This window comes from Streptomyces sp. NPDC001717 (genome assembly GCF_042892775.1).
Classification (GTDB): domain Bacteria; phylum Actinomycetota; class Actinomycetes; order Streptomycetales; family Streptomycetaceae; genus Streptomyces.
In genome coordinates, this window is sequence record NZ_JBIAUK010000026.1 from 48,244 (window position 1) to 72,034 (window position 23,791).

General features: G+C 71.5%; 14 protein-coding genes. 3 read left to right on the forward strand and 11 right to left on the reverse strand.

Translation table 11 applies throughout. The annotated features are described in order from the left end of the window. The 8 genes from ACFYZL_RS30755 to ACFYZL_RS30790 form a co-directional block, all read right to left on the reverse strand. Complete coding sequence (locus ACFYZL_RS30755; protein WP_388683481.1) at positions 1–369, reverse strand: DUF742 domain-containing protein; 369 nt, start codon at positions 367–369, stop codon at positions 1–3. After that, positions 369–773: a roadblock/LC7 domain-containing protein gene (locus ACFYZL_RS30760; RefSeq protein WP_384755040.1), complete on the reverse strand. Its 405-nt coding sequence runs from the start codon at positions 771–773 to the stop codon at positions 369–371. The genes ACFYZL_RS30755 and ACFYZL_RS30760 overlap by 1 nt, the downstream gene beginning before the upstream one ends. Continuing rightward, positions 770–3,142 (reverse strand): nitrate- and nitrite sensing domain-containing protein, encoded by a 2,373-nt coding sequence (locus ACFYZL_RS30765; RefSeq protein ID WP_388683483.1) that lies wholly within the window; start codon positions 3,140–3,142, stop codon positions 770–772. Before ACFYZL_RS30765 ends, ACFYZL_RS30760 begins: the two co-directional genes overlap by 4 nt. A 300-nt stretch (positions 3,143–3,442) precedes the next feature. Then, positions 3,443–4,855, reverse strand: a complete 1,413-nt coding sequence (locus ACFYZL_RS30770; protein ID WP_388683486.1) for a TerD family protein — start codon at positions 4,853–4,855, stop codon at positions 3,443–3,445. Positions 4,856–4,921: 66 nt separating this feature from the next. Continuing rightward, positions 4,922–6,781, reverse strand: coding sequence for a DrmB family protein (drmB, locus tag ACFYZL_RS30775; protein ID WP_388683488.1), 1,860 nt, complete (start codon positions 6,779–6,781; stop codon positions 4,922–4,924). Positions 6,782–6,784: 3 nt separating this feature from the next. Further along, positions 6,785–10,018 (reverse strand): helicase-related protein, encoded by a 3,234-nt coding sequence (locus tag ACFYZL_RS30780; protein ID WP_388683490.1) that lies wholly within the window; start codon positions 10,016–10,018, stop codon positions 6,785–6,787. Next, positions 10,011–11,948, reverse strand: coding sequence for a UvrD-helicase domain-containing protein (locus ACFYZL_RS30785; RefSeq protein WP_384745987.1), 1,938 nt, complete (start codon positions 11,946–11,948; stop codon positions 10,011–10,013). The genes ACFYZL_RS30780 and ACFYZL_RS30785 overlap by 8 nt, the downstream gene beginning before the upstream one ends. Next, positions 11,945–16,738 (reverse strand): sacsin N-terminal ATP-binding-like domain-containing protein, encoded by a 4,794-nt coding sequence (locus tag ACFYZL_RS30790; RefSeq protein ID WP_388683492.1) that lies wholly within the window; start codon positions 16,736–16,738, stop codon positions 11,945–11,947. Before ACFYZL_RS30790 ends, ACFYZL_RS30785 begins: the two co-directional genes overlap by 4 nt. Positions 16,739–17,298: 560 nt before the next feature. On the opposite strand from ACFYZL_RS30790, the gene ACFYZL_RS30795 reads away from it, so the two are divergent. From ACFYZL_RS30795 to ACFYZL_RS30805, 3 genes are read left to right on the forward strand one after another with little or no spacing between them, the layout of a single operon-like run. Continuing rightward, positions 17,299–19,386: a helix-turn-helix transcriptional regulator gene (locus ACFYZL_RS30795; protein ID WP_384745985.1), complete on the forward strand. Its 2,088-nt coding sequence runs from the start codon at positions 17,299–17,301 to the stop codon at positions 19,384–19,386. Next, a complete protein-coding gene (locus ACFYZL_RS30800; RefSeq protein WP_388683495.1) occupies positions 19,383–20,360 on the forward strand; it encodes a hypothetical protein in 978 nt (325 codons plus the stop codon). Before ACFYZL_RS30795 ends, ACFYZL_RS30800 begins: the two co-directional genes overlap by 4 nt. Continuing rightward, on the forward strand, positions 20,357–21,256 hold the full coding sequence (locus ACFYZL_RS30805; RefSeq protein ID WP_388683497.1) for a DUF6339 family protein: 900 nt from the start codon (positions 20,357–20,359) through the stop codon (positions 21,254–21,256). The genes ACFYZL_RS30800 and ACFYZL_RS30805 overlap by 4 nt, the downstream gene beginning before the upstream one ends. Positions 21,257–21,320: 64 nt before the next feature. On the opposite strand, the gene msrB is transcribed toward ACFYZL_RS30805, so the two are convergent. The 3 genes from msrB to ACFYZL_RS30820 form a co-directional block, all read right to left on the reverse strand. Next, the gene (gene msrB / locus ACFYZL_RS30810) at positions 21,321–21,734 is read right to left on the reverse strand and encodes a peptide-methionine (R)-S-oxide reductase MsrB (RefSeq protein ID WP_388683500.1); all 414 of its coding nucleotides are present in this window, start codon (positions 21,732–21,734) and stop codon (positions 21,321–21,323) included. 15 nt (positions 21,735–21,749) lie between these two features. Continuing rightward, a complete protein-coding gene (murC, locus tag ACFYZL_RS30815; protein WP_388683503.1) occupies positions 21,750–23,159 on the reverse strand; it encodes a UDP-N-acetylmuramate--L-alanine ligase in 1,410 nt (469 codons plus the stop codon). Positions 23,160–23,236: 77 nt separating this feature from the next. Next, a complete protein-coding gene (locus ACFYZL_RS30820) occupies positions 23,237–23,704 on the reverse strand; it encodes an indole-3-glycerol phosphate synthase (RefSeq protein ID WP_384745981.1) in 468 nt (155 codons plus the stop codon). Between the last annotated feature and the right edge of the window lie 87 nt (positions 23,705–23,791).

The following is a 23,791-nucleotide window of genomic DNA, read 5'->3' on the forward strand; positions in this document are numbered from 1 at the left end:
TCATATCCGGGCAAGGCTGTCCCTGATTCTCATGAGCAGGTCGACGTCGGTGGTCTCGGTCACTGCCAGCGGCGGCCGGTGGTGGATCAGCCCGCGATCGGCGAGTTCGCCGAGGAGCAGCGTCATTGGGGTGAGGCGCATGTGCATGCGCGCCGCCACCTCGGCGACCGCCAGACCACCCGGCGCCGTGCACATGGCGAGGATCTCCTGCCACTCGCTGGGCAGGCCGGCCCGGGCGGCCTCGGCCACCGCCGCCGTGATCGTGGTGTCCATGGTAAGGACGGTGTGCGCGGCGGCCGTACGCCCGTCGGTGAGGGCGTACAGCCGGGTCCGGCGGCGGTTCGCCGGCTGGGGCTCGTCCTGCGGCATTACGCGGTCGGCACCTGGCCGCGCTCGGGCGTGCCCAGCCATTCGCCGAGCGCCTGGGCGGTCCGTACGGCCTCGCCGCCGAGCTCGCCGAGGCGCGCCTTGCGGTTGGTCACCACGATGAGCGTGCTGCCGTCGCCGCATCCGACGATGCAGAGGTACCGGTCGTCCATCTCGACGAGCTGGCGGATGACGCGGCCCCCTTCGATCTCCCGGGATATCGCCTTCATCGTCGCCGCGACGCCGGAGGCCGCGGCCGCCATGCGCTCGGCCTGGGGCTCGTCGAGCAGGTAGGCGCTGAGCTTGATGCCGTCGTTGGACAGGAGCACCGCTCCCTGGATGCCGGCGATCCTGTTCAGGTTGTTGTCCAGGACGCTGTAGATCATGTCATTGGATGAGGTAGTCATGGCCGATCCCGTCGGAGCTCTTCTTCCACTGTCTGGGTCCCGTGTTCGTAGTCCGCCCAGGCGTCGGCCACCTCTTCGGGTGTCGCCGCGTCCTGCGGGACCGTCGTTTCCGCGGCGCGGGGCTCGCGCAGCTGCTGTGCGATGTGCGTCTGCGGAACGCGCTCGGGGAGGGCGGGTCGGGCACCGGGCACGGTCACGGGTGCCGGCGCCTCGGTGTCCGCGTTCGTGTCCGCCGTCGCCGGCGCCTTCGTGTGCGCCTTCGTCGTACGGCTCGGCAGCCCGGCGGCCGTGCGTACGACGGGCTCGGGCCGGCGTTCCCCGGACGGGCGCGGCGCCGGGGCGACGGCGGCCGGCTCGGGGGCCGCGGGCACGGTCTCGGGTACGGGCTCGGGGGCGGGGGCGGGTACGGGCTTGGCCGCGGGCTCGCGCCGCGGTTCCGCCGCGGTGGTGGCCACCAGCAGTGCCGCGGGGAGGATCACCACGGCGGAGGTCCCTCCGTACACCGAGCGGCGCAGGGTGACGCTCGCCCGGAGCTGGTCGGCGAGGTGGCCGACCACGAAGAGGCCGAGCCGGTGCGCGTTCTGCGCCAGGACGGAGTACGGCGGGGCCTCGTGCAGGCGCCCGTTCATCTCCTCGTACCGCTCGGGCGTCACCCTCGGCCCGCGGTCCTCGATCTCGACCGACAGCCCGTCCGCGACGAGTTCCGCGCGGATGACCACCTTGGACCGGGGCGGGGAGAACCGGGTGGCGTTGTCCAGCAGCTCGGCGAGCAGGTGGCTGATCTGGCTGATCGCGCCGGGTTCCACGCTGGTCTCGTCCAGGGCCTGCCGCTCGATGCGACGGAAGTCCTCGACCTCCGCGGCGGCTTCGCGCAGCACGTCGGCGATGCGCATGGGCTCGGTGTGCGGGTCGGGAACCTCGCCGCCCGCCAGGATGAGGAGGTTCTCGATCTGCCGCCGCATGCCCACCGTCAGCTGGTCGGCGCGCATCAGCTGGGCCAGCAGCGCTTCGTCGTGGCCGAAGGTGTCCTGGAGGTCCTCGGTGAGGCTCAGCTGGCGGCTGACCAGGTTCCCGGTGCGCGAGGCGATGCCCGTGGCGAACAGGCCGAAACCGTGCCGCTCGTCCGCGAGCTGCCTGTGCCCGTCGACGGACACGGCGACGGCGCGGGCGAAGGCGTCGCTGATGCGGCCGACCTCGTCCCCGTCCCCGCGCACCGTCGGCAGGAGGGCGGCGTCGACGGACTGCCCGCGCTGGAGCCGGGCGACGACCTCGGGAAGGGTTTCCTCGGCGACGGTCACCGTGCGGTCGTGCAGGTCGTGCAGACGGCGCAGGACCGATCGCGTGGTGAACACGACGACGACCACGACGATCAGCAGCCCGCCGGAGCTCCCCCCGATGAGCCAGGCGACCTCGGTGTCCAGTTCCGCGGCCTTGGCCTCGCCGCGCGTGAGCACCTTCCTCGCGCGGTCGACGTTGAGCGAGGCCATCTGCACGGAGAAGTTCTCGTGCGCGGAGCGCCAGAGGGCGGTTTCCGCGGGCAGCTTGATGCCGGAGCCGGTGTCCGTGTGCTTGGAGAGGACCGCGTTCTCGATGCGGATCTTCGTCTGCCAGTCCGAGGAGGCGACGATGCGGTCGTAGAACCGCTTGTCGACCTCGGGGAGATAGGGCACGACCCAGATCTCGTACAGGTGCCGGTGGGCGCCCATGGCGCTGACGAACTGCTCGAACCCGGCGGAGTCGAGCTGCCTGGACGGCCCGGCGAGGGACAGGATCGTGTCCTCGCGCGCCACCATCTCGGTCGCGGTGAGCATCGCCACCACGGGCCGGCTCTCCTTGACGATCTCGGCGTCGTCCGCGTGGCTGAACTCGCGCTGGTACGCCTGGATGACCGAGTCGATCACCCCGGTGTAGTACGCGAGCGTGCTGTCGGCTGCGCCGGTACGGGCGTCCGCGCGCAGACGGAAGGCGGCCAGCCCTTCGAGCTTCTGCTCCACCTCCTCGAAGGAGGCGTTCGTGCCGGACGCCACCCGGCGGAATTCGGCCGCGCCCCGGTCGGTGGCCTCCCGCCGGATCCGCAGCTCTTCCTCGGCCCCGGCGGTGCCCGCCCACACGGAGGCGGTCATGGTCCGCTCGGCCTGCATGTCGACCATGAGCGTGTACAGCGGGGCACCGATCTGCTCCGAGGCCGCGACATCGGCCCGCAGGTGCTCCGCCTGCGAAAGCAACCGTTCCGCGGTCACCGCCACTTGGGCGCCCATCGCCACGGAGGGGACCACGGCCAGCCAGATGAGCAGGGTGCGCAGGCGCACCCGGCGGCGTCGGCGGGCCGTCGGCTGCCCGCGTACGCCTTCGGGTTCTATGACAGACATCGGACCTCGGGAACGGGGCGGCAGGGGCAGCCGACAGCCGAACCGGAATCAACCGCTCCGACTGTGGCGGGATGTGAGGGTGCCGATCATAACCAGCCACCACGAGGAAACAGATAGGTGTCCTCCGAGGCCAAAGCGTGCTATCGGCGACGGATCACCACCCGTGAGAGACCGGATCGGAACCCAACCGCGACGTCCCCGACACCAAGACGGGCCCCCTGCGGCCACCATGTGGCCGCAGGGGGCCGCCGGATCCGGAATATCCGGTCAAAACATCCGGGTTGTCGGGTCGTCAGTCGCTCACGACCTGCCCCACCAGGACCGCCCCCGACCCGCACGGATGTCGGTCACCTTCGCGACACCGTGGGCGTCCGCGGGGTCGCTGTGGGGCTGCAGGCCCTTCAACCGGGCCCGCCACGGCCCGTCGGCCATCTCCAGCTGCACGAGGACCGGACCCTCGGGCAGGGGCACGGTCTCGCGCCGCTTGCCGATCTCGTTGACGGCGTTGTCGTCCGTCGGGAGTTCGGTGGGGTCGTCGTGCTCCGCCAGTTCGTAGAGGTTGACGATGAGGTTGTCGTCACCTCGGTAGTGCAGGGCGAGGTCCGCCGTTCCGCCGGTGTGCAGCAGGACGTCGGGGCCGCCGCCCTCCAGTTCCTCCTCCGTCAGCAGCGACGCCGCAGCCAGCGGCAGCACCCGCAGCTGCCAGCGGCCTTCCGCCTTCAGCTGGAGCCGCAGCCGCCCGTTCCCGGGGACCAGGGTGAGCACCCGGCCCCGGAAGTTCTCCTCGCAACTGTTGACGAGGCTGTCGCCCTCCTTGTTGAACCGGGTGAGGGGCCACAGACCCGTGTACCCGTCGCCGCGGACGGCGAGTTCGACGATGACCGGCCCGGGCGGCAGCCCGTTCACCGTGATCACGTCGTTGTCCCGACCGCTCTGCGCGTACGGCTCGAAGCCGGCCCCGAACACCCACCGCGGAACCGCCGTCGCCGGCACGGGAGCCGGTACGGGAGCCACGGGCGGAGCGGGGACCTGACCGGGAGCCGGGGCCTGGAACGCGACCGGAGCCTGGAACGGAGCCTGGGGCGGCACGGGAGCCGGGGCCTGGGTCGCGACCGGAGCCGGGACTTGGAACGGGACCGGCCCCGGGGCCTGGAACGACGGCGGAGCGTGGACCGGCGGCGCGGTGTGGACGGGCTGCGGGGTGTGGACGGGTTGCGGGGTCTGTTCCGCGTCCGCGACGTCCACGCCGTGGTCCGTCACCAGGCCGGCGAGGCCGTTCACGTACCCCTGGCCCACCGCACGGAACTTCCAGCCCCCCGCCCGCCGGTACAGCTCGGCGAGCACCATCGCCGTCTCGCCGCCGGCATCGGTCACGTCGTACCGCGCGACCGACGTGCCGTCCGGTGCGAACGCCTCCACCGACGCCCCGTACACGTCCCGCATCGCCCCGCGCTCCGTCGAGCCGACCACGACGACCCGGCCGATCGCCTCCTCGACCGCCGGCAGGGCGATCTCCAGCCACGCCGTGCCGGCCTCGTCCCCGAGCAGCCGCACCGCGCCCGACGGATGGACGGGCGCACCGTGGAACACGATGTCCCCGTCCCCCCTGGCCCTGCCCTGCTCCGTCACCAGCAGCGCCAGCGCGTCCAGTCCGCCCCGCACGGCGACCCGCAGCGGCACGGTCGGCACGAAGGCGTTGTCCCCCTTGATCATGTCCCCTCCCCGGAATCGATCATCCGATGACCGTACCCGGCGTTCGCCTCGTCCGGCCGGAAAACGTCACCCCCCGAAGAAGCCCGGCACCCGCAGGTCCGGCGTGCCGATGAGAGCGGCCCGGTCGAGCAGGATGTTGTTGTTCTCGCAGCTCGTCTCCGGGAGCAGCACGCACGCGTGACAGGCCGCCAGGTTGAGGCCGTCCGCGCCGCTCGCCTCGGACTCCATGCACAGGGGGTCGTTGGAGCACCAGCGTGCCCGCTGCATGGCCGCGCGCAGGGTCGCGTCGAGGCGGTCGGGGTTCCCCTGGGCCACGATGCCGCCGAGGCTCCCGGCGGAGTCGCTGGTGGCGGTGTAGATGAGCACGCCGGCCATGCCCTCCTGCGCGTACAGCCGCTCGCGGAGCGCTGCGGCCGGATACCCGCCGTCCAGGCTCCATTCGTTGATCAGGACGTGCGCGAGCGTGTGCAGCAGCACGAAGCGGGGCGTGGCCTGGGAGGTCGGCACGGGCTTGCCCGAGGGGCCGATGCGCTCCCGCATCAGCCTCTCGTGGTTGCGCCGGATCCTTCGGGCACGGGCTTCGACGCCGGCGTCCTCCTCCCAGGCCCGCAGGCGCTCGTCGTCCAGCCGCAGGAACACCCCTTCGCCGCTCACCTCGAACGCGGGCAGCCAGTCGGGCTTCTCCAGGGAGATCGTCGCGCGGCGGTTGTCGTCGTCGGCCGGGCTCGGTTCCTCCACCCGGCAAAACGACTGCAGGGCACGGACTTCGCGCAGCCGCTTGAGCAGCATCACCTGCTCCACGCCGTGGGACGTGCGCAGCCCGTCGATCGGGGCGAGGGGGGGCTCGCAAACGAACTCCTGGTCACCGGCGTCCTCGCGCTCGGGGTGCGGCTTGCACAGGCTGTCGTACTCGCCCCGGTACAAGTCGGCACGGGCGTCGCCCTCACCGTCCGGGTCCTCCCCCTCCGCGTCGTCGCCCTGCTCCGCCTCCTGCGCGCGCCGGCGCTGCACGCAGGCGACGACTTCGTCCGGCGTGTACTGGGGATGGTGCGTGAGGACGTTCTCGACCTCGACGTAGCGGCGGATGAAGGCGGGATCCTCGTCCTTGAGCTTGTCGTAGACGCGTGCGGTGATCCTGTCGATCCCCTCGCTCCACGGCGGGATCGACAGGGCCGAGTGCATGACGGGGAACCACACCGAGGAAGAGCCCCGTTGGAGCGTCCTCGGTGCCTCGTCGCAGCCTTCCGCCGGGGCGTCCTTGAGCCAGGGTCGGCGGCCGCCGCAGCGGATGCCGAGCTCCTTGAGGGCCCGGCGTCGGAAGGCCCCTTCCATGGAGACCTCGTCGGCCCCGCAGCTGCAGGCGATCCGCACGGCGCGCAGTGACGCCGTCGATCCGTCGGCGTGGAAGGTGAGTTCGCCGCCGCACGTGCCCGTTCCCGTGTTGCGGGTGCCCCGGTGCACCCACTTCCAGAAGGGGAAGTCCTCCAGGTGCCCGCGGGTACAGGCCATCACGAAGCGGGACGGCACCAGGCTCTCCTGGCAGGTGGAGCACTCGGCTTTGCCGGTGGGCGGGTTGAACTTGCGGAAGGGCTGCAGGAGTCGACACTCGGGGCACGAGTACATGACCGGGAACCGCACGGCCCGCACGCCGTCGGTCGCCCGGTCGGGATCGGGTGCCGGGGGCAGCCGGAACGCATGGACCCGGAGCTTGCGCGACAGTCGCGGTTCGCTGATGAGCGGGGCCTCGGAAACGTCCCAGGAGTCGATGCCCCGCACGAGGAAGGACTCGTTCTCCACCGCGATCATGGCGCCCACGCCGTAGGTGGTGACGAGTTGGGCGCGCCTGACCTCACCGAGGCGCCGGGCGGTCCGGACGGGGCCGGCGGGAAGGCCGCGGCGCCGCTGACGGGGATTGGCGGGGCTCATGGTTCAGCGCTCCTCGAAGAAGGTGGACGAGGCGTCGACGTCGCGCAGGCTCCACAGGGTCGGCCGACCCGCGCCGTCGGTCTCGTCGTCGTAGCCGCTCAGCAGGGCGGGGGCACGGTTCGCACGCGTGGCTTCGTACACGAGGCGGGGGTGCAGGGCCGCCTCGTCCCGCCACCACTCCACGAAGTCGTCGAAGGCCCTGGCGGTGGCCTTGGATTCCGATTCCTCCACCTTCCCCACCCGGTCGAGGAGGATGGGCCGGACCGTGTGCCGGAGGTCTTCGACGTAGTCCTCGACGCGGGCGGCGGCGTCGTTGGGGCGGGCGGCCGGAAGCATGAGCCGGGCCAGGGCGACGATCACCGCGTGCAGACCGCGGTCCCGGGCACGCACCGAGAAGGGGGTCACGCTGGTGGACTCCACCTCCCGGTACAGGGCCGAATGGAAGTGCTGGAAGTCCTCGTAGTGGGAACGGTCGCGCGAACGCGCGGAGTTGAGCATGACCGCGACGAGGCCAGGGTGTCGGCGGCCGACGCGGCTCGTCGCCTGGATGTACTCGGCGGTCGTCTGCGGCTGGCCCATCACGGCCATCAGCCCGAGCCGGTCCACGTCCACGCCCACCGAGATCATGTTGGTGGCGAGGAGGACGTCCAGCACGTCCGACATCGGCAGGTGCCGCTCGACTTCCTTGAGGCGCCTGGAGATGTCGCTCGCGTTGGCCCGGCTGCTCAGCTCCGTGAGACCGGTGACCGGCCTGGGCTTGGTGCCGTCGCGCGAGGCCAGGTGTTCGAGGCGGTCCTGGACGTCGTCGAGGACCTGGAGTTCCGCGGAGGACAGGAGGCGCAGGCTGTTGAAGTACCCGACCAGCGTCCAGTAGGCGTCCTTCACCTCGGGCGTGGCCTCGCAGGTCATCGCCCGGTGCAGCAGGGCCGCGTACACCCGGATCAACAGCGTGGACTGGCTGGTGCTCGACGTCAGCAGTCCGACGTACCGGCGCGCGGCCTTGCGTTCGCGCGGGGTCTCCACGGCGAACCAAGAGTCACGCGCGTCGATGCCGGCGGGCGGGAACTGGTCGACCGAACGGGCGAAGAGCCGGGTTCCCTGCTCATCGGCACGACGGATGGTGGCGGTCGAGGCAATGATCTTCGGGCGCTCCGCGAGCGCGTCCACCGCCGTCTCGTAGAGCCCCGTCAGCGTGCCGAGGGGCCCCGAGATCAGGTGGAGTTCGTCCTGGACGATGAGCTCGGGCGGTCGCGTGCCGTCCTCCCGGTCACGGTTGAAGAGGGCCGCCGTCGCCGGCCGCCACGGCATCGACGCGAACTTGTCGACGGTGGCGATGACCAGGGTGGGACGGGCCCGGTAGACGGCCTCGTCGACCAGATGCACGGGAAGGCCCGAGCCGAAGTCGCAGGACGCCGCCGGACAACGGATGTCCATGCGTTCGGCGGCCTCGTCGACCGCGTACGCGTCCGGGGAGAGGGACTCGCCGCACCAGGGGCAGCTGCGCAGCTGGACCGGGTTCTCCGTCTGGATGCCCTTCAGCGGATTGGCGCGGAGCTCGGCGATCCGCTCGGCGGCGACGGCCAGCGTGTTGGGCGTCGCCGACCGTCCCACCCACATGCCGATCGAGATCTCCTCGCGGCCGAGGGCGGCCGGGTCGGCCGCCCGCAGCCGCTCCATGGCACAGATCAGCGCCGCGGCACGCTCGAACTGCTGCAGGGTCAGCAGCCGCAGCGTGTAGCGCATGAGCACGGTCACCCCCGCCCCGGCCTCCCCGTCGCGCAGGCGACGGTGGAAGGCGGTGAAGGCGATCAGTCCGAGGTAGGCCTCCGTCTTGCCGCCACCGGTGGGGAACCAGAGCAGGTCGGACACGTCGCGGTCCTCGTGGCCGGGGTCGACGATCCCGGCGAGGCACAGCAGTACGAAGGACACCTGGAACGGTCGCCACCGGCCCGCGTACACGTCGGGCGTCCCCTGCCTGCCGTCCTTGATCCAGGACGTTCGGGCTCGCTGGTCGGCCATGGCGATGTTCGCCAGCCGGAAGGCCTTCAGGATCTCCGGCCGATCGCCGTCCGCCAGCAGGTCCACACCGGCGCGCATGCGCTCCAGGGCCCGGCGGCAGCGCCGGATCTGGTCCCGGGCGACGGCCTCGTGCTCCGTGCCCGCCAGCAGGTCCGTCTGCCGGGCCTGGTCCTCGATCCACCGCTCGTAGTCGGACAGCAGCCGGCGCAGCGCCCCGACCACCTCCTCGGCGGGGTTCGTGCCGAGCCCGTACATGGTCAGGGCACGGTCGTCGATGTGCGGATTGGAGTCCGTCAGGAGCACTTCGTGGGACGGTACGAACTCGGTGCGCACGGACGTGACGGCCGGCGGCCGCGGGTCGACGGTGCCGACGGCGGGAGGCGTCCAGTCCCAACGTGCCGCGCAGCCGTGCCCGGTGGCGAAGCTCGGTGCGTGGCGGTGCAGGAGCCGGCTGAGGGCCTGCTCCGCGTCGACGGCGCCGAGGGACACGGGCCGTACGACGAAAGCGGCGCGATCGGCGTCCTCGGCGGTCACCTCCAGTGTCGGCTGGTAGAAGCAATGCGCGTCGCGGAGGTCGAACAGGCCGACCTGGAGGCTGTTGACGACCGTGGCCGTCACGGAGACGGTTCCGTTCGGCCCGGATGCGGGACGGACCAGCACCCTCAGTTCCAATCCCGGCTCGTGCAGTGTGACCGCTTCACGCGAGCCCGGATCCGAGACGTCCACGAAGACCGGTTCCGGACGCAGCGTGACCCGACGCCAACGCTCCCGCTGGGCCCGGGTGCTGCGTGCCTCGGTCCGCTTCGCGGCGATCGGGTTGCCGTCGGCGTCCTCGGGCAGGTAGACGGCGGCCCGGACGTCGAAGCGGATCCGCCGGGACACCGCGGGATCCACGGCGAAGGTCAACCCGAACGACGAGGGCATGCGCACGTTGGCCAGGGAGACGCCCAGGTCGCCGGCGTCCTCCTCGCCGCCCCGGCGGGCGGGCTCCGGAGCGGAGTCCTGCCCGTCGCGTACGGATTCCAGCTCGCCCGGTTCGGCCGCGAGGTTCTCGGGCCCGGGGCGCGGGAACAGGACGCCGACGGGATACACGGTGATCGGGGCGTCGTCGACGAGGATCTCGTCCTCGCCGCCCACCGGACCCATCAGGTCGTCGCGCAGGGACTCCACCAGCGCGTCGCGCACCTCGTAGTGCGCGTGGTGGACCGTCCTACTCATCGTTCTCCCCCTCGGTGCCGCCGAGCTCGGTGGCCTCGTCGTCGTACCAGTGGAACCGGCCCAGTCCGCACAGGCGGGGCGCCAGCCACACCCCGTGGGGGCCGAGGCCGGCCCGCTCCGTCACCGCGGGGCTCCCGGCCACGCTCTCCACGCCGTCCACGCGCAGCCCCGAGATCCGAAGCGGCCAGCGGTCGACCTCGCCGTGCGCCGGGCGGCGCAGCATGCGGTGCAGGTCCGTGCGGAACCGCTCCGAGACGACGGCGACGGGGTGCCCGTCGACCAGCACCGCGTACGGCGGGGACTGGTCGGCCGCGACGGGGATGCCGTGCAGCAGCTCCAGCTCCGCGGGCATCCCCCGCTCCACCGCGACGGTCAGGTGGTCCAGCAGGGCCGCCGGGTCCGGGGCGATGTCATCGACGCCGGGGGGCTGTTCGTGGCACACGTCCGGTGCGAGCAGTTCGATCCCGTTGCGCGCCCATGCGCTGCGTCCCCCGACGTACCAGCGGTCGAGGCGCTTGTCCTTGCGGACCAGCCAGGAGTTGGGCGCGTCCAGCACGTACAGGTCGTCCCGGGCCCGGGTCATGGCGACGTAGAGCAGGCGGGCCTCCGCGGCCGGGTCGTAGTCGTACCGCTTCCTGTCCACCCGTCGGGGTTCCTTCAGCACGCGCGGCTCGACGAGCAGGACCCGGTCGAACTCCAGCCCCTTCGCGCGGTGCACCGTGGACACCACCAGGGGTGACGGCTGCGCCGCCGTGAGTTCGTCGGGCAGCCGTCCCTCGGCGACGGCCCGGTGCAGCGCCGCGACGTCCACCGTGGCGCGCGTGCCCCGGGCGACCTTCCGGATCGAGCGCCACAGCGCCTCGGGGGTGCTTCCCTCCGGGACCGGGAGACCGGCCGCCAGCTCCAGGAACCGGTCCTGGCCGAGCATCGAGGCGCCGGTGGCCGCCAGCAGGCCCGTGATCCAGGCGGGTGCCGAGCGTTCGCGGGCGGAGCGTTGCAGGGTGTGCGGGACATCGGCGTCCGCGAGCATCCCGGAGAGCGTGAGGGCCTGCCCGTTGTCCCTGCACAGGATGGCGGTCGTGCCCGGGAAGTCGCGCAGCGCGGACCGTACGTACTCGTCGTCCAGGCTGCCGAAGTTCGGCTCCTCCAGCAGGAGCGAGCGCAGATCGCCGTGGATCCGCTCCGCCTCGCCCGCGGCCTCGGCCGGGTCGCGGGACACCCGCTGCAACCGGGGGCCGTAGGGGAGCGCGACCCGGGCCGCATCCGTACGCGCCCGGAAGTTGTCCCCCAGGTGCAGCTCGACGAGGTCATCGCCGAAGGTGGCGCGGACCCAGTCCAGGAAGCGGTCCGTCTCCTCGGCACGCCGGTCCGGGTCGGAGACCTGGAAGCCGTAGACGGCCTGGGCGGAATCCCCCACGACGGTGAAGCCGCTGTTCTCCTGGAACCGGTCGAGCAGCGACTCGACCATCTCCCGGCGGACCCCGACCAGGTCCTGGACCTCGTCGATCACCACGTGCGCGGGCACGCCCTGCTCGCCGACCTCGACGGCGCCGCGGTCGATGGCGGTCGTGGCCGCCTCGATCCGCTCGTCGAACGTGTACGCGCGCCAATCGGTGTCCGGGTAGGCGCGCGTCAGCAGCGACGACGCCCAGGCATCGAACGTCTGGGCCCGCACCCGCTGCGCCGCGGCGGCGTGCCGTTCGATCCGCTCGCTCAGTTCGCGCACGGCCGCCCGGGAGAAGCTGAGCACCAGGATCTCCCCGGCCTCCAGCTCCTCCCGTTCCACCAGCGCGTCGAGACGTCGCACCAGGGTGTGGGTCTTGCCCGCTCCGGCGCCGGCCGTGACCAGGACGCGGGCGTCCCAGGGCTGGTCCACGACGGCCTGCTGCCCGGCGGTGAGCCGGTGCTGCGCCAGTACCGGTGACGTCATCGGTTCTCGCTCCACAGGTACTCGAACTCGGTGAAGGCGAGCTCCTCGCCGAAGTTGGTGACGTTGTCGCGCACGTTGAGGATCAGGCAGGTCGGCTTGCCGCCGTTCTTCGGCCCGCGCAGGCCGCGTCCGATCATCTGCTGGTAGACGTTCGGGCTGTAGGTCGGCCGGGCGACGACCACGACGCGGGTCGCCGGCGCGTCGAAGCCCTGGGTGAGCACGCCGTAGTTCGTGAGCACCTGGATACGACCCTTGCGGAAGTCGTCGATCCGCTTGCGTCGCTCCGCCGTGGGCGTGGCCGAGTCGATCGCGGCGGCCTTGATCTCCCGGTCGCCGAGCTTCGCGGCGAGGAACTTGGCGTGCGCCACCGACGTGGCGAACACCAGGACCGGCCAGTCGTCCGGCATCGCGGCGATCTCGTCGACGATGCGCTGGTTGCGGTCGTGGTCGTCGGCGAGGCGCTGTTCGGCCCCCTTGGGCAGGGTGGCGAACCGTTCGGAACGCTTCAGCTCGTCGGGCGTCAGCACGATCTCTCCACCGTGCAGCTCCCGGTGCTTGACCTGGGCCAGTACGCCGATGTCCTGCAACTGCCGGATCGCGTCGGCGAGGTCGCCGTCGAACACCCCGGTGTCGAGCCGGTTGCCGAAGCGCTGGACGAGCAGCCGGGTGAGCTCCTCGTTGTTCCGGTAGGGCGTCGCGGTGAGACCGACCAGGTGCCGGCTCGTGCGGTGGTGGGTCAGGTCCAGGTGCGCGAGCAGTTCCGTGTACCGGGGGGACATCGCGGTGTGGGCTTCGTCGACGATGATCAGCGACGCCGTGTCGCGCAGCCAGGCGTAGTCGTCCGTGCCCAGGCAGTGTTCGAGCTTGGCGTCGGTGGCGACGACGAGGTGGGGCCTGCCGTCGACGGGCGTGGCCTCGTTGGTCGTCCAGAGCCGGTTGATGACGAGCGGCATCTCGGGTCCGACCTTGTTCCAGACGAACCTCCAGCTCTGCACCGCCTGCTCGCACAGTTCCTCGGTCTGCGCGATCCACAGGACGGGGCCGGGGAGCTCGTCGCTGTCGCGCATCCAGCGGATGACGCCCTCGGCCGTCACGCGCGTCTTGCCACCGCCGGTGGGCAGGCTGAGCATGCCGCGCTGCGGCACCGGGTTCGTCAGCAGGCCGAGCAGCGCCTGGGCGAGCTGCTCCTGGTACGGGTGCAGGGCGGGGAACTCCGACGGCCCCTCGACCTCCAGCCGGGGTTCGAGGGCCGGTACCCGGGAGCCGGCGAAGGAGTCGGGGAAGCCCAGGTCGGTGACGAACCTGAGCGCCTTGTCGTTCCCGGTGAAGGAACTCGGGGCCCGGGTCGGGAACTCCAGGGAGAGGTCACGCGTGTGGACGCGCAGGATCGACTCTCCGTGGGCGTTGAAGGCCATCTCCGCGACCCGACGCGCGTCCGGCTCGGAGCCCTGTTCGTTGAGCTCGCTCTCCATGAGGCCCGGCGGAAGCTCGCCGCGCAGCGCCTCCTCGCCGATCAGCAGGGCGATCTTGTCGATGATGCTCTCGCTCTCGCGGACCGCGCGCAGCCGGGCCTGGAGCTCCTTGTCCTGCGCCTGGCGCTCCTGGAGCGCGAGCGCCTGCTCGCAGCCCTTGACGCCGAAGCCCCATTTGAACTCCTCGTCGGCCGCCCGCAGGACCTGCAGGCTGTTCAGCGAGTCCAGAACGTAGAGGGTCTGGCCCTTGCGCGCCCACTGGAGGGGGTTCGGCTTCACGCCCATGGGCGTGCGCACGACCTGTTCGAGCTCCGAGCAGCGCTGGATCTTGATGCCGCTCCCGGTGTTGCCGATACGGGTGCGGACGGTGGTGAACTCGTCGAAGAGCGGAGTCGACGGGCCCGCCTTGACGTGGGAGATCTCCTTGGCGATGACGTCCGAGACCTTGAGCATCCCCCATTCCTCGACCATGGCCTTGGCGCTCGCGGCGTCCGACTTGTCGGCGACGAGCAGAGCGGGCAGGCGTTCGCGGACGAGCTCGTTGAAGTCGGCCGCGGTGGTCGCGACGGCGATCTTGGAGTCGGGCTGCTCTTCCCAGGTGCCGCCCACCCGGCACCGGGTGGCGACGCCCTCCGGGAACTCGAACTCGACCCGGAGCAGCAGGGCGTAGGCGCGCCCGATGAACGCGTCGTCCTCGCTCTCCAGGACCCGTTCGAGCAGCTTGCCCCAACGCGCAGCGGGGACCCCCTCCGGCGTCGTCGGCATCCTCAGCCCCTTGGCGATCTCCGGGCCGACCTCCGCGACGGGGAGGATCGCGGCGAACTCCTTGAGCTGTGGGCCGACGGCCTCGGAGACCCGGACCAGCCCCAGGGACGTCCTGACCAGACCGTGCTTGGAGATCATCCAGCGCAGCGGGGAGACGATCGCCTGCCGGGAGGCGGCGGCCGTGCCGTACTGGCTGCTCCAGTTCTGTACGACACCGGACTCGGGCAGCGCGGCGACGAAGGCCGCTCGGCCCTCCTCCGAGAGGCTGGGGAGCAGGTGGAGCGGGCCCGCCGTCGCGGCGCCCTCGACGGTCAGCCGAGCGATGCCGGGGCGCGGCGAGTTCGGGGGGAGCGAGCGCAGGTGCCGTGCGTGGACGGCCTCGCGGTACTCCTCGAACCACCACTCGTTGCCCGGCCGGTGACCGACCGTCGGTCGGTCGGCGAGTCCGAGGTCGCGGAAGACCGGCCGGTCGCCCTCGTGGAACCCGAGGTCGACCGCGATCGACGCGTCCCGGCTTCCGTCCCCGGGCACGACGGGGCCGGGCAGCATGCAGTCGCGCATCGGTCGGTAGCGCCCGTCGACGGTCCGGACGTGCAGCACCTCCGCGTGCCGGGGGACCTTCGCGCGGATGCGGTCCACCTGGGCGTTGCCGCCGGCGCCGCGCAGCAGGAGCCAGAAGTTGGACCAGGCCTGGTCGTCGTAGTGCGCGAACCCCTGGTCGAGGACGCCTTCGAAGCGGCCCTGGGCGTCCGCGACGCGGATGCCGATGTTGTGCAGGTGCCGTCCCATCTCCGGGCGTTCGGAGATGCGGGGGTCGACGTAGTCCATGTCGTCGCGCAGCGAGTCCGCGGCGGTCCGGTGGAAGATCTCGCCCGCGGCGGGGGCCATCATGCCGTTCTTCTCGGTCAGCACGATCTTCGCGAGCCGGGCCTCGGCCGTGATGTCGGAGTCTCCGCGCAGGCGGCCGGCCTGGTCCTTGATCACCATGGAGGAGAGGATCTCGATGGCGTGGCACGAGGACTCGGGGGTGCCGTCGGCCACCAGGGCCTCCAGCCAGTCCTTGACGCTCTCGGGCTTCTTCCCGGCGGCCTCCAGTATGTGGTTCACCTTGCCGCGGCGGAGCCCCTGGGCGTCGGCGTCCACGGAGGGGTGGAGCCATCCGGCGGGTCGGCCCTCGTACTCCGACCAGATCTGCAGCCACTGCTTTTCGAGGCCGGCCGGCGTGACGAAGAGCTCCTTGGGGCGCTGCAGCCGGCCGTCCTGGTCCGGCAGGGAGGGCAGCTCGGCCGCCAGGGCCCACACCTGGCGCAGGAAGTAGTCGTCGGCCCAGTTCAGCCGCTCCTTGCTGCGGCCCGGGAGCAGCGGAAGGTAGGCGGCGGGGTCCTCGGCGGGCGCGAGCGCGGGCAGGGTGTCGACGACCAGACGGGCCGCGGCGTGGAGCAGCTCCCGGTTGAACGGGCTGCCGTCGAGCAGGTGTTGACGGTCCTCGTTCGTCTTCCACGGGGCGTTGAGGATGCCGGTCAGCGACACGTCGTACTTGGTGGGGAAGAAGGCCCAGAAGGCCCCCTTGCCGACGGGCACGGTGTGGAGGCCGTTGCGGATCGTGTATTCCGGCACGGCCCAGGAGATGTCGAGCACCGGGCGGTTGTGCAGCTCGCCGGCACTGGCCTCGACCTCGGCGGTGGGCGCGTGGGCGACGGTGAAGACCTTCCACTCCTCGATGGCCTGCTTCGCGCCGGTGGCCACTTCCTTGAGGGTGCGGTGGACTCCGTCGGACTCGACCGAGATGTCACGCCGGACGGGGGGAAGCGTGCGCTCGTCGTGGAGGAGGACCTGCCCGACGTGCGAGGAGAAGAGCTGGAAGTGCGAGGGGAACGCGTCCGTCTCCCGACCGTCGCGGGCCTTGTGGCCCTTGATGTCGCGGGCGAGTCGGGCGGCGGTGCCGGGGAGGAGCGGGAGGCGGACGACCGTCGTGGCCCACCGGAGCAGCCGGTCCAGATCGGCGTCGTCCGCGCGCTCCTGCTCGACGTCGAGGGGGCGGGCCATGCGCAGCACCGGGGTGTCCATGTCGATCTTGCCCTCCGCGCCGAGGGCCTGGGCGATCTCGGCCGCGGACCAGTCGCGGTCGAAGCCGAAGCTGCCGCTGCGGCTGAAGAACTGGGGGGTGTCGCTGACCGAGAGGACGGACTTCACGCCGACGCCGAAGCGGCCGATCTGACCGCCGCGCTTGCGGGAGACGCTCATGCGCAGGATCGTCTCGGCTCCCTCGGGGGTGACCGGCGAGCCCTCGTTCGCGCAGTAGAGGTGCCGCTCCGTGAGGACGACGTGCAGCTTGCCGCCCGGGCTGGCGGCGATCTCGTCGGCGGCGTTCTGCACGAGCTCGAACAGCTGACGCTCGCCGTATCCGCCCTGGGTGATGCGGCGTTCGCCGTTCGCGTGTTCCTGCACCAGCCCCGGATCGACCTTGTACGTCTGCAGGACCACCGAGGACTGGCGCAGAACGGTGGCGATCACGGGGGACAGCGAGGGGTCGGCGAACTGCCGGTCAGTCATGGAGCACCTGTCTCGAGAAGAGGATCCGAACCGATGACGAACTGCGTTGGATGGGTGGCGGGTTGCGGAAAGCCGGCCCCGGGGTCCGGGCGTCCGCTTCTATTGGGACGTGCGCTCCCCTCCGGAGCACGTACTTCACGATGTGGAATTCGGCATGGCTCCGCCCCGACCGAATTGCCGCCGAATTCGTCCAGCCGCTCGAAAGGGCGACTGCCACTGGTGCCAACTCGCTGTGGTGCGGTCGAGATCCCCTTGGCCCAAGGGGTGTTGGTAGGGAGAACCGGCCGTGGCCGACATGTGGACATGGCTCCGCCCGGTGGGATTGTGTCCCCTCTGTCCGCCCCGCGACAAGGAGGGACGTGACCGAAGGTATGTCGACGATCATGGTCGCGTCCACCCACTTCGCGGAATCGCTCTCCGCCCGGGCATTCCTTTCGAATCGACGTCTGCTGGCGCGGACCGCAGGGGTGTCGTCAAATGGCGTTTGACGTGATCTTGATCGTCAAATCCTGCTGATAGGCTGGCCGTTGTTCACATGGGACGGACTGGGAGGGGCCGCCATGGACGACATCGAGGACTTCGGAGCCTGGCTCGGACGCCAGCTCCGGCGGAGCGGACTGACGCAGGCGGAGTTCGCCGAGAAGCTGGGGCTGACGCGTGCCGCCGTGTCCGCGTGGGTGACGGGGAGGGCGCAACCGCGGACCGAGATGGTGCTCCGGATCGCGGAGTTGCTCGACACCGACGTCTCCACGGTCATCAACCGGCACACCGACGCCGGGTCCGCGCGACCGATCGGATGGCACCACCGCCTCGCCCACCGCGACGGCGGGCGCGAGTACGGCAACGCCGCGGCGTTCGCGTTCGAAGCCGGGCTGGCCGTGCTCGCACGCGAGACCGTACAGAACTCCCTGGACGAGCGGCTCGATCAGACCCGCCCCGTGCGCGTCCGCTTCACCCTGCACGAACTGACGGGCGAGACCCTCGCGGCGTTCCTGGCAGCCTTGCGGTGGAAGGAACTAGAGGCCCACTACGAGGCGGCGGCGCGGTCCCGGCAAAAGGTCGGCCGGGTACTGGAGGAGGGGCTGCGGGCCCTGCGCGACGAGTCCTCGCTGCTCCTCCTGAGGGTGGACGACTACAACGCGGCCGGGCTCACCGGTCCGGAATACGGGGACGGCCGGTTCGCCGCGGTGGTTCGGCGCCAGCTCGACAGCCACAAGCGGAACGATCGCGCGGGCGGGTCGTTCGGACTCGGCAAGGCCACTCTCTGGGCGGCCAGCCGGCTCGGTCTGGTGCTGATGAACAGCACCCTGTCGGAGAGCCACGAAGGGCGCACGGCCCGTCGTGTCATCGGCCGGCTCGACCTCCCGTGGCGAGAGGTGGACGGTGTCGCCTACGCCGGACCGGCCTGGCTCGGCGAGCCGGACACCGAGAAGGAGCGCGAGAGCGTGTCCCGGTCCTGGTGGGCGGACGAGCAGGACGTCGCCGACCTTCGGCTCGACCGCGACAGCGACGATCCCGGTACGTCGTTCCTCGTCGTCGGTGCCCATGACGCGGCCGGTGCCGGCGACACGCTCCAGGAGATGGCCGAGGCCCTGAACACGGCCGTCGCCGACAACTTCTGGGCCGCCATGACCGCGGGCCGCTCGACCGCGGCGACGCTGGAGGCCTCCGTCCGCGCCCTCCGCAACGACGAGACGGTCGTTCCCGAGCGGCGCATCGATCCGCACGAGCGACACCCCGCGCTCGCACGCGCCTTCCGCGCCTATCTCGACGGTGAGACCGTCACCGAACTCACCGCCGCGGACCAGGTCGCCGAGGCCTTGGTACGGCTGGACGTCCCCCCGCTCCGGTCCGAGGGGCGGGGGGCCTCGCCGGTCACCCACCGGGCGGTCCTGCTGGTGACGCCCGCGGCGGACTCGGACGAGGAACACAGCCGCATCGTGTGCATGCGCGGCACCCGCATGACGGTCACGTCCCGTCGCCCCCGGAGCCTCGGCATGGGGGTCGACCCCTTCCAGGCCGTACTCCTCGCAGGGTTCGCCACCGGAGACGACGGCGACGCGGTCCACGCCGCCGAGGCCTTCCTCCGGGCCGCCGAGCCTCCGGAGCACGACCGGTGGGGCGTCACGGAGGAACTGTCCGCGCTGTATCCCAACGCCCCGCGCCGACTGACCGAGTTCAACGCCGGCATGGACGCGGCACTGCGCGGCCTCATCGGTCGTCGCGCCGCCCGCGAGGTGTCCGCCGGGCCCGAGGTGCTCCGCAGTCTCCTCCGGCTCGACCCGCCCGCGGCGGCCGCGGGCCGGCGCGCGCACGGGTACCCGGTCGTCGACCGGGTCACCGGACGCGTCGATCCCGAAGGTGCTTGGACCCTCGACGTGACGGTGACCGTGCCGCAGCGCGAGGACCCGTGGCACCTCGTTCCCGTCGTCCGGTTCGACGTGCGCTCCGGCGGGAGGCCGGCCCTGGAGTGGGCCGAACTGACCGGGAAGGAGAACTGCGCCATCGTCGACGGCACGGTCGTCACGGCACCCGACGTGCGCACCGTCCGGTTCGGCGGGGTCACCGCCGTCGCCAGCCATCCCGTCGCCGCCGCCATGGCGGGCGTGATCGTGGACATCCAGCAGGCACGGGAGGCCTCCGCATGACCACCGTCTACCCCTACCCGACCCTCGTCGGAAAGACCGATGTCACCGTCCGGCAGGCGAGCATCGACGGAGTGCCCCTCCAGCTCTCCCTCGTCTCCCAGCGGGAGCGTGTCGTCGCCTTCCACCAGGTCGAACGCGACGACTGGGTGGAGGGTGTCCTGGAGCTGGAGGTCTCCGTCCCCAACGACGAACTGGCCGACGGTCCGTGGGCCGGAGTCACGTGCGTCGCGGTGCTGACCGAGGGAGCCACGAACACCCGTGTCGTCAGCCGCCTCCGGCGGGACCGCGGCGAGAAGCACTGGCACGGCGAAGTGCGCATCCGGCGTTCGGAGCACCTGGCCCGCGCCGTGCTCGACGTACGCGTCGTGGGCAGCCACGGGGGTGTCGACGGCCGGATCATCGGCGCCTGCGACACCCCGTGGGTCATCGACTTCCTCGCGCGGACGACCGCACGCCGGCGCGAGACGGAGATCGTGGAGGAGGACTTCCGGGACGGCCCGCGGGAATGGCTCCGCCCGTTCAAGGACGCCGCGTGGTTCATCGACACCACCGGCGACATGCCGACCATCCTGCTCAACACGTCCTTCGAAGGGTTCACCGGTTTGCTGGGCGGCGCCCGGGGACCGCTGGAGAAGGCCACGGCGGGGCTGGTGGCGGCCCAGATCGCCGGCGAGGTCTGGGCCACGATGTTCCACACCGCCCTCGGCGATCTCGAACCGGACGAGAACGGGACGCCTCAGCTTCCGGGTGGATGGCGGGAGTCCGTCCTGCGCGCCATGCTCCCCGACGTCCTTCCGGGCCGCCCGATCGCCGATGCCCTGACCGAGGCGTACGGCCGGCGCGGGGAAGGAGCCGGCTGGGACGAGCTCCTGCCCCGGATCCAGTACGCGGCCTCGCGACGGGCCCAGATCCCCAAGAACCTCACCGCGGCGCTCCGAGCCGTGTCGCGCGCCCAGGAAGGACCGGTCCGATGATGCGGTACGAAGCCCCCGAAAGGCTGGCGACGCTTCCCTCCGCAGCCGTCTCCACGTACCTGACCAGCGGGGTGCGAGCGGGGCAGGAGCGGCTGCCGCAGGTGGCGGTACTGCGCGCGAGCACGGCGATCGCGGACGACTCGGCCCGCTGGGACACCGCTCCCGTCCGGGAGCTGCTGGACGAGGCGATGCACCGGTTCGCCGGTTCGCGCGCCGCGGCGGACGCCTGGCTGGCGCCCAGGCTGCACGCCACCCTGCGCATGACCCGCGCCGAGGCGGCGCGGCCGGAGCTGTGGAACTTCCTCGCGCTGGCCGTCGCGCCGGACTACGTCCTGTGGCGGCACCTCGCCCCGGGCGAGGCCGGGGACGACACGGCGGGGCGGGTCAGTGCCCCGAGGTTCTCCGGGCCCCACTACACGCAGGCCTTCGCCCGGTTGTGGTGGGCGGCCGAGATGTTCCGCGACGGGCACGACTACCGACCGGTCGAGATCGCGTGCGGCAGTCAGGACATGATCAACACGGCTCTGCGCCTGGACGCCATCGACCACAAACCCACCGCGTTGGCGATGGTGCGGGTCCTGAAGGGACTGGCCGATGCGAGGGCGACACGACTGGGCGACCGCGTCAACGCCCTGTGCGCCGCGGTGAACGCGGCGGGCAGCACGCTGATGTACGACGTGATCGCACCGCACGACGCGGCCGACCACGACGCCCTGGCCCGGTGGATCGAGGACGCCGAGGTCGCGCCGGCCGTCCCGTGGGACGGGTTGCCGGACGGCCCCGAGGACGGCGCCGCGCGGCGGGCCTCCCTCGATCTCCTCACGGTGATGTTCGAGAGGTTCAGCTCCGCGGCGCCCCTTCGGGACCGTGACCGGGCACGACCGTCCGAATCCTGAAGCCGTCCGGGGTGCGTGTCCGCCGGTGGGAACCGGTGGACACGCACCCCGTTCGACCCGCCGGTCAGCCCCCGTCGACGGCCGGGGTCAGCCGCAACGAGATGCTGTTGATGCAGTAGCGCTGGTCCGTGGGGGTCGGGTAGCCCTCGCCCTCGAAGACGTGGCCCAGGTGGGAGCCGCACTTCGCGCAGCGGACCTCGGTGCGGACCATGCCGTGCGAGGTGTCGGCGAGCAGCTCGACGGCCTCGCTGTCCTTCGGGTCGAAGAACGACGGCCAGCCGCAGTGCGATTCGAACTTCTCCGAGGAACGGAACAGTTCGGCGCCGCAGCCGCGACAGGAGTAGACGCCCTCCGTCTTGGTGTCGGTGTACTCACCGCGGAAGGCGGGCTCGGTGCCCGCGAGGCGGAGCACCTGGTACTCGGACGGGGTCAGCTCGGCCTGCCACTGCTCGTCCGTCTTCTGGACCTCGTACGACATGATGTGATCGCTCCCTCAGCTCGACAGGCGGGCGAGACCCAGCTTTTCCAGGATGTGCGGTCCCAGATCCGTGACGTCGCCCGCGCCCATCGTGAGAACGAGATCACCGGGCTTGGCCATTCCCGCGATGACGTCGGCGACGGCTTCCTTCGAGTGCTCGGCGGTGACGTCGGCCCCGGCGGCGCGGGCGGCGGCGATGATGATCTCGCTGGTGACGCCCGGGATCGGGTCCTCGCGGGCCGGGTAGATGTCCAGGACCACGGAGGCGTCGGCCAGGGAGAGGGACTGGCCCATCTCCTTGCCGAGCTCCTGGGTGCGGGAGAAGAGGTGGGGCTGGAAGACGACCAGGATCCGGGAGTCCCCGGCGGCGCCGCGGATGGCCTCCAGGTCGGCGGTCATCTCCGTCGGGTGGTGCGCGTACGAGTCGATGACCTGCACGCCGGCCGCCTCGCCCTTGAGCTGGAGGCGGCGCTTGACGCCGGTGTACTTGCCGAGCGCGGAGGCCAGGTTGTGCGCCGGGATGCCGAGGGCGACACCGGCGGCGAGGGCCGCGACGGCGTTGTGCGCGTAGTGGCGGCCGGGCACGGAGACGGTGAAGGTGAGCATCCGGCCGTCGATGACGACGGTGACCTCGCTGGTCAGACCGCGCGGGGTGATCTTGGTGATGCGTACGTCGGCCTCGGGCTCCTCGCCGTACGTGACGACGGTGAGGCCCTCGCGGCCGGCGACGCGGCGGGCGATCTCCGCGGCGCCCTCCTGGCCGTGGGCGACGACGAGGGTGCCGCCGGGCACGATCCTGCCGACGAAGGTCTCGAAGGACTCGTGGATCTCGTCCATCGACGCGTAGTTGGCGTGGTGGTCGAGTTCCGCGTTGAGGATGATCGCGACCTGTGGGGCGTACTTGTGGAAGCTGCGGTCGCTCTCGTCCGCCTCGGCGACGAAGATGTCGCCCTCGCCGTGGTGCGCGTTGGAGCCGGGGGTGTCCAGGTCGCCGCCGATGGCGTACGAGGGGTCCAGGCCCAGCGCCGAGAGGGACACCGCCAGCATCGAGGTGGTGGTGGTCTTGCCGTGGGTGCCGGCGACCGCGATCGGGCGCAGCCCGTCCATCAGCCCGGCGAGGGCGTCGGAGCGGTGCACGACGGGGATGCCGAGCTCGGCGGCGCGGGCCAGCTCCGGGTTGTCGGCGCGGATGGCGCTGGAGACGACCACGCAGGTGGAGTCCTCGGCGAGGTGGTCGGCGGCGTGCCCGATGTGGACCGTGGCGCCGTGGGCGCGCAGCGCCTGGGCGGTCTCGGAGTCGCGGGAGTCGCTGCCGGCCACCTTGGCGCCGCGCTGGGCGAGGATCTTCGCGATGCCGGACATGCCGGCGCCGCCGATGCCGATGAAGTGGGGCCGTTCCATGGCGGTCGGCAGGCCGGGCTTCATTCAGGTCGCTCCAGGATCGAGTGCTGGGTGTGGTGCTGTGCGGTTGACGCTTCGGGCTGGGCCCTGCGGACCCAAGCCTATTCGTTGTGGGCGAAGAGCTTGAGCACGGGAACGCCCACCTTGTGACGGGCCCGGGACGCCCAGTCCCGGTGGAAGAACTCCTCCACGAAGTGCGGGGCCGTCAGGACGATCACCTCGTCGGCGCCGGTCTCCTCCACCACCGACTTCAGTTTGTCGAGCGGGTGGCGCTCGATGATCTGCCCGATGACGTTGGCGCCCTTCTTTCTCAGGGCGTCCATGGAGTAGGCGAGTGCCTGTTCGGCCGGGCCCCGTGCCGCCTCGCCCTCGGGTTCGTCACCCTCGTGGATGGCCTCGGGAAGCTCACCGAGCGCTACGTCGTCGATGGCGCGCAGCAGTCGGTCCTGGTCGCCACGGGGTTGCATGAGGACGACGAAGGAGACCGAGTCGTCCCCGTGCAGGGTGGTGACGAAGTCCACGTCCACCGCGGTCAGGGGCTGCTCGATCATCAATACGCTCGTGAACACGGACGCCCTCTCCTTCATGGGCCGAGGCCGGCCGGCCGGCCCCCTGCGGAAACCATCCTGCCCCGCTCCCACGCGGGGCCATACGCA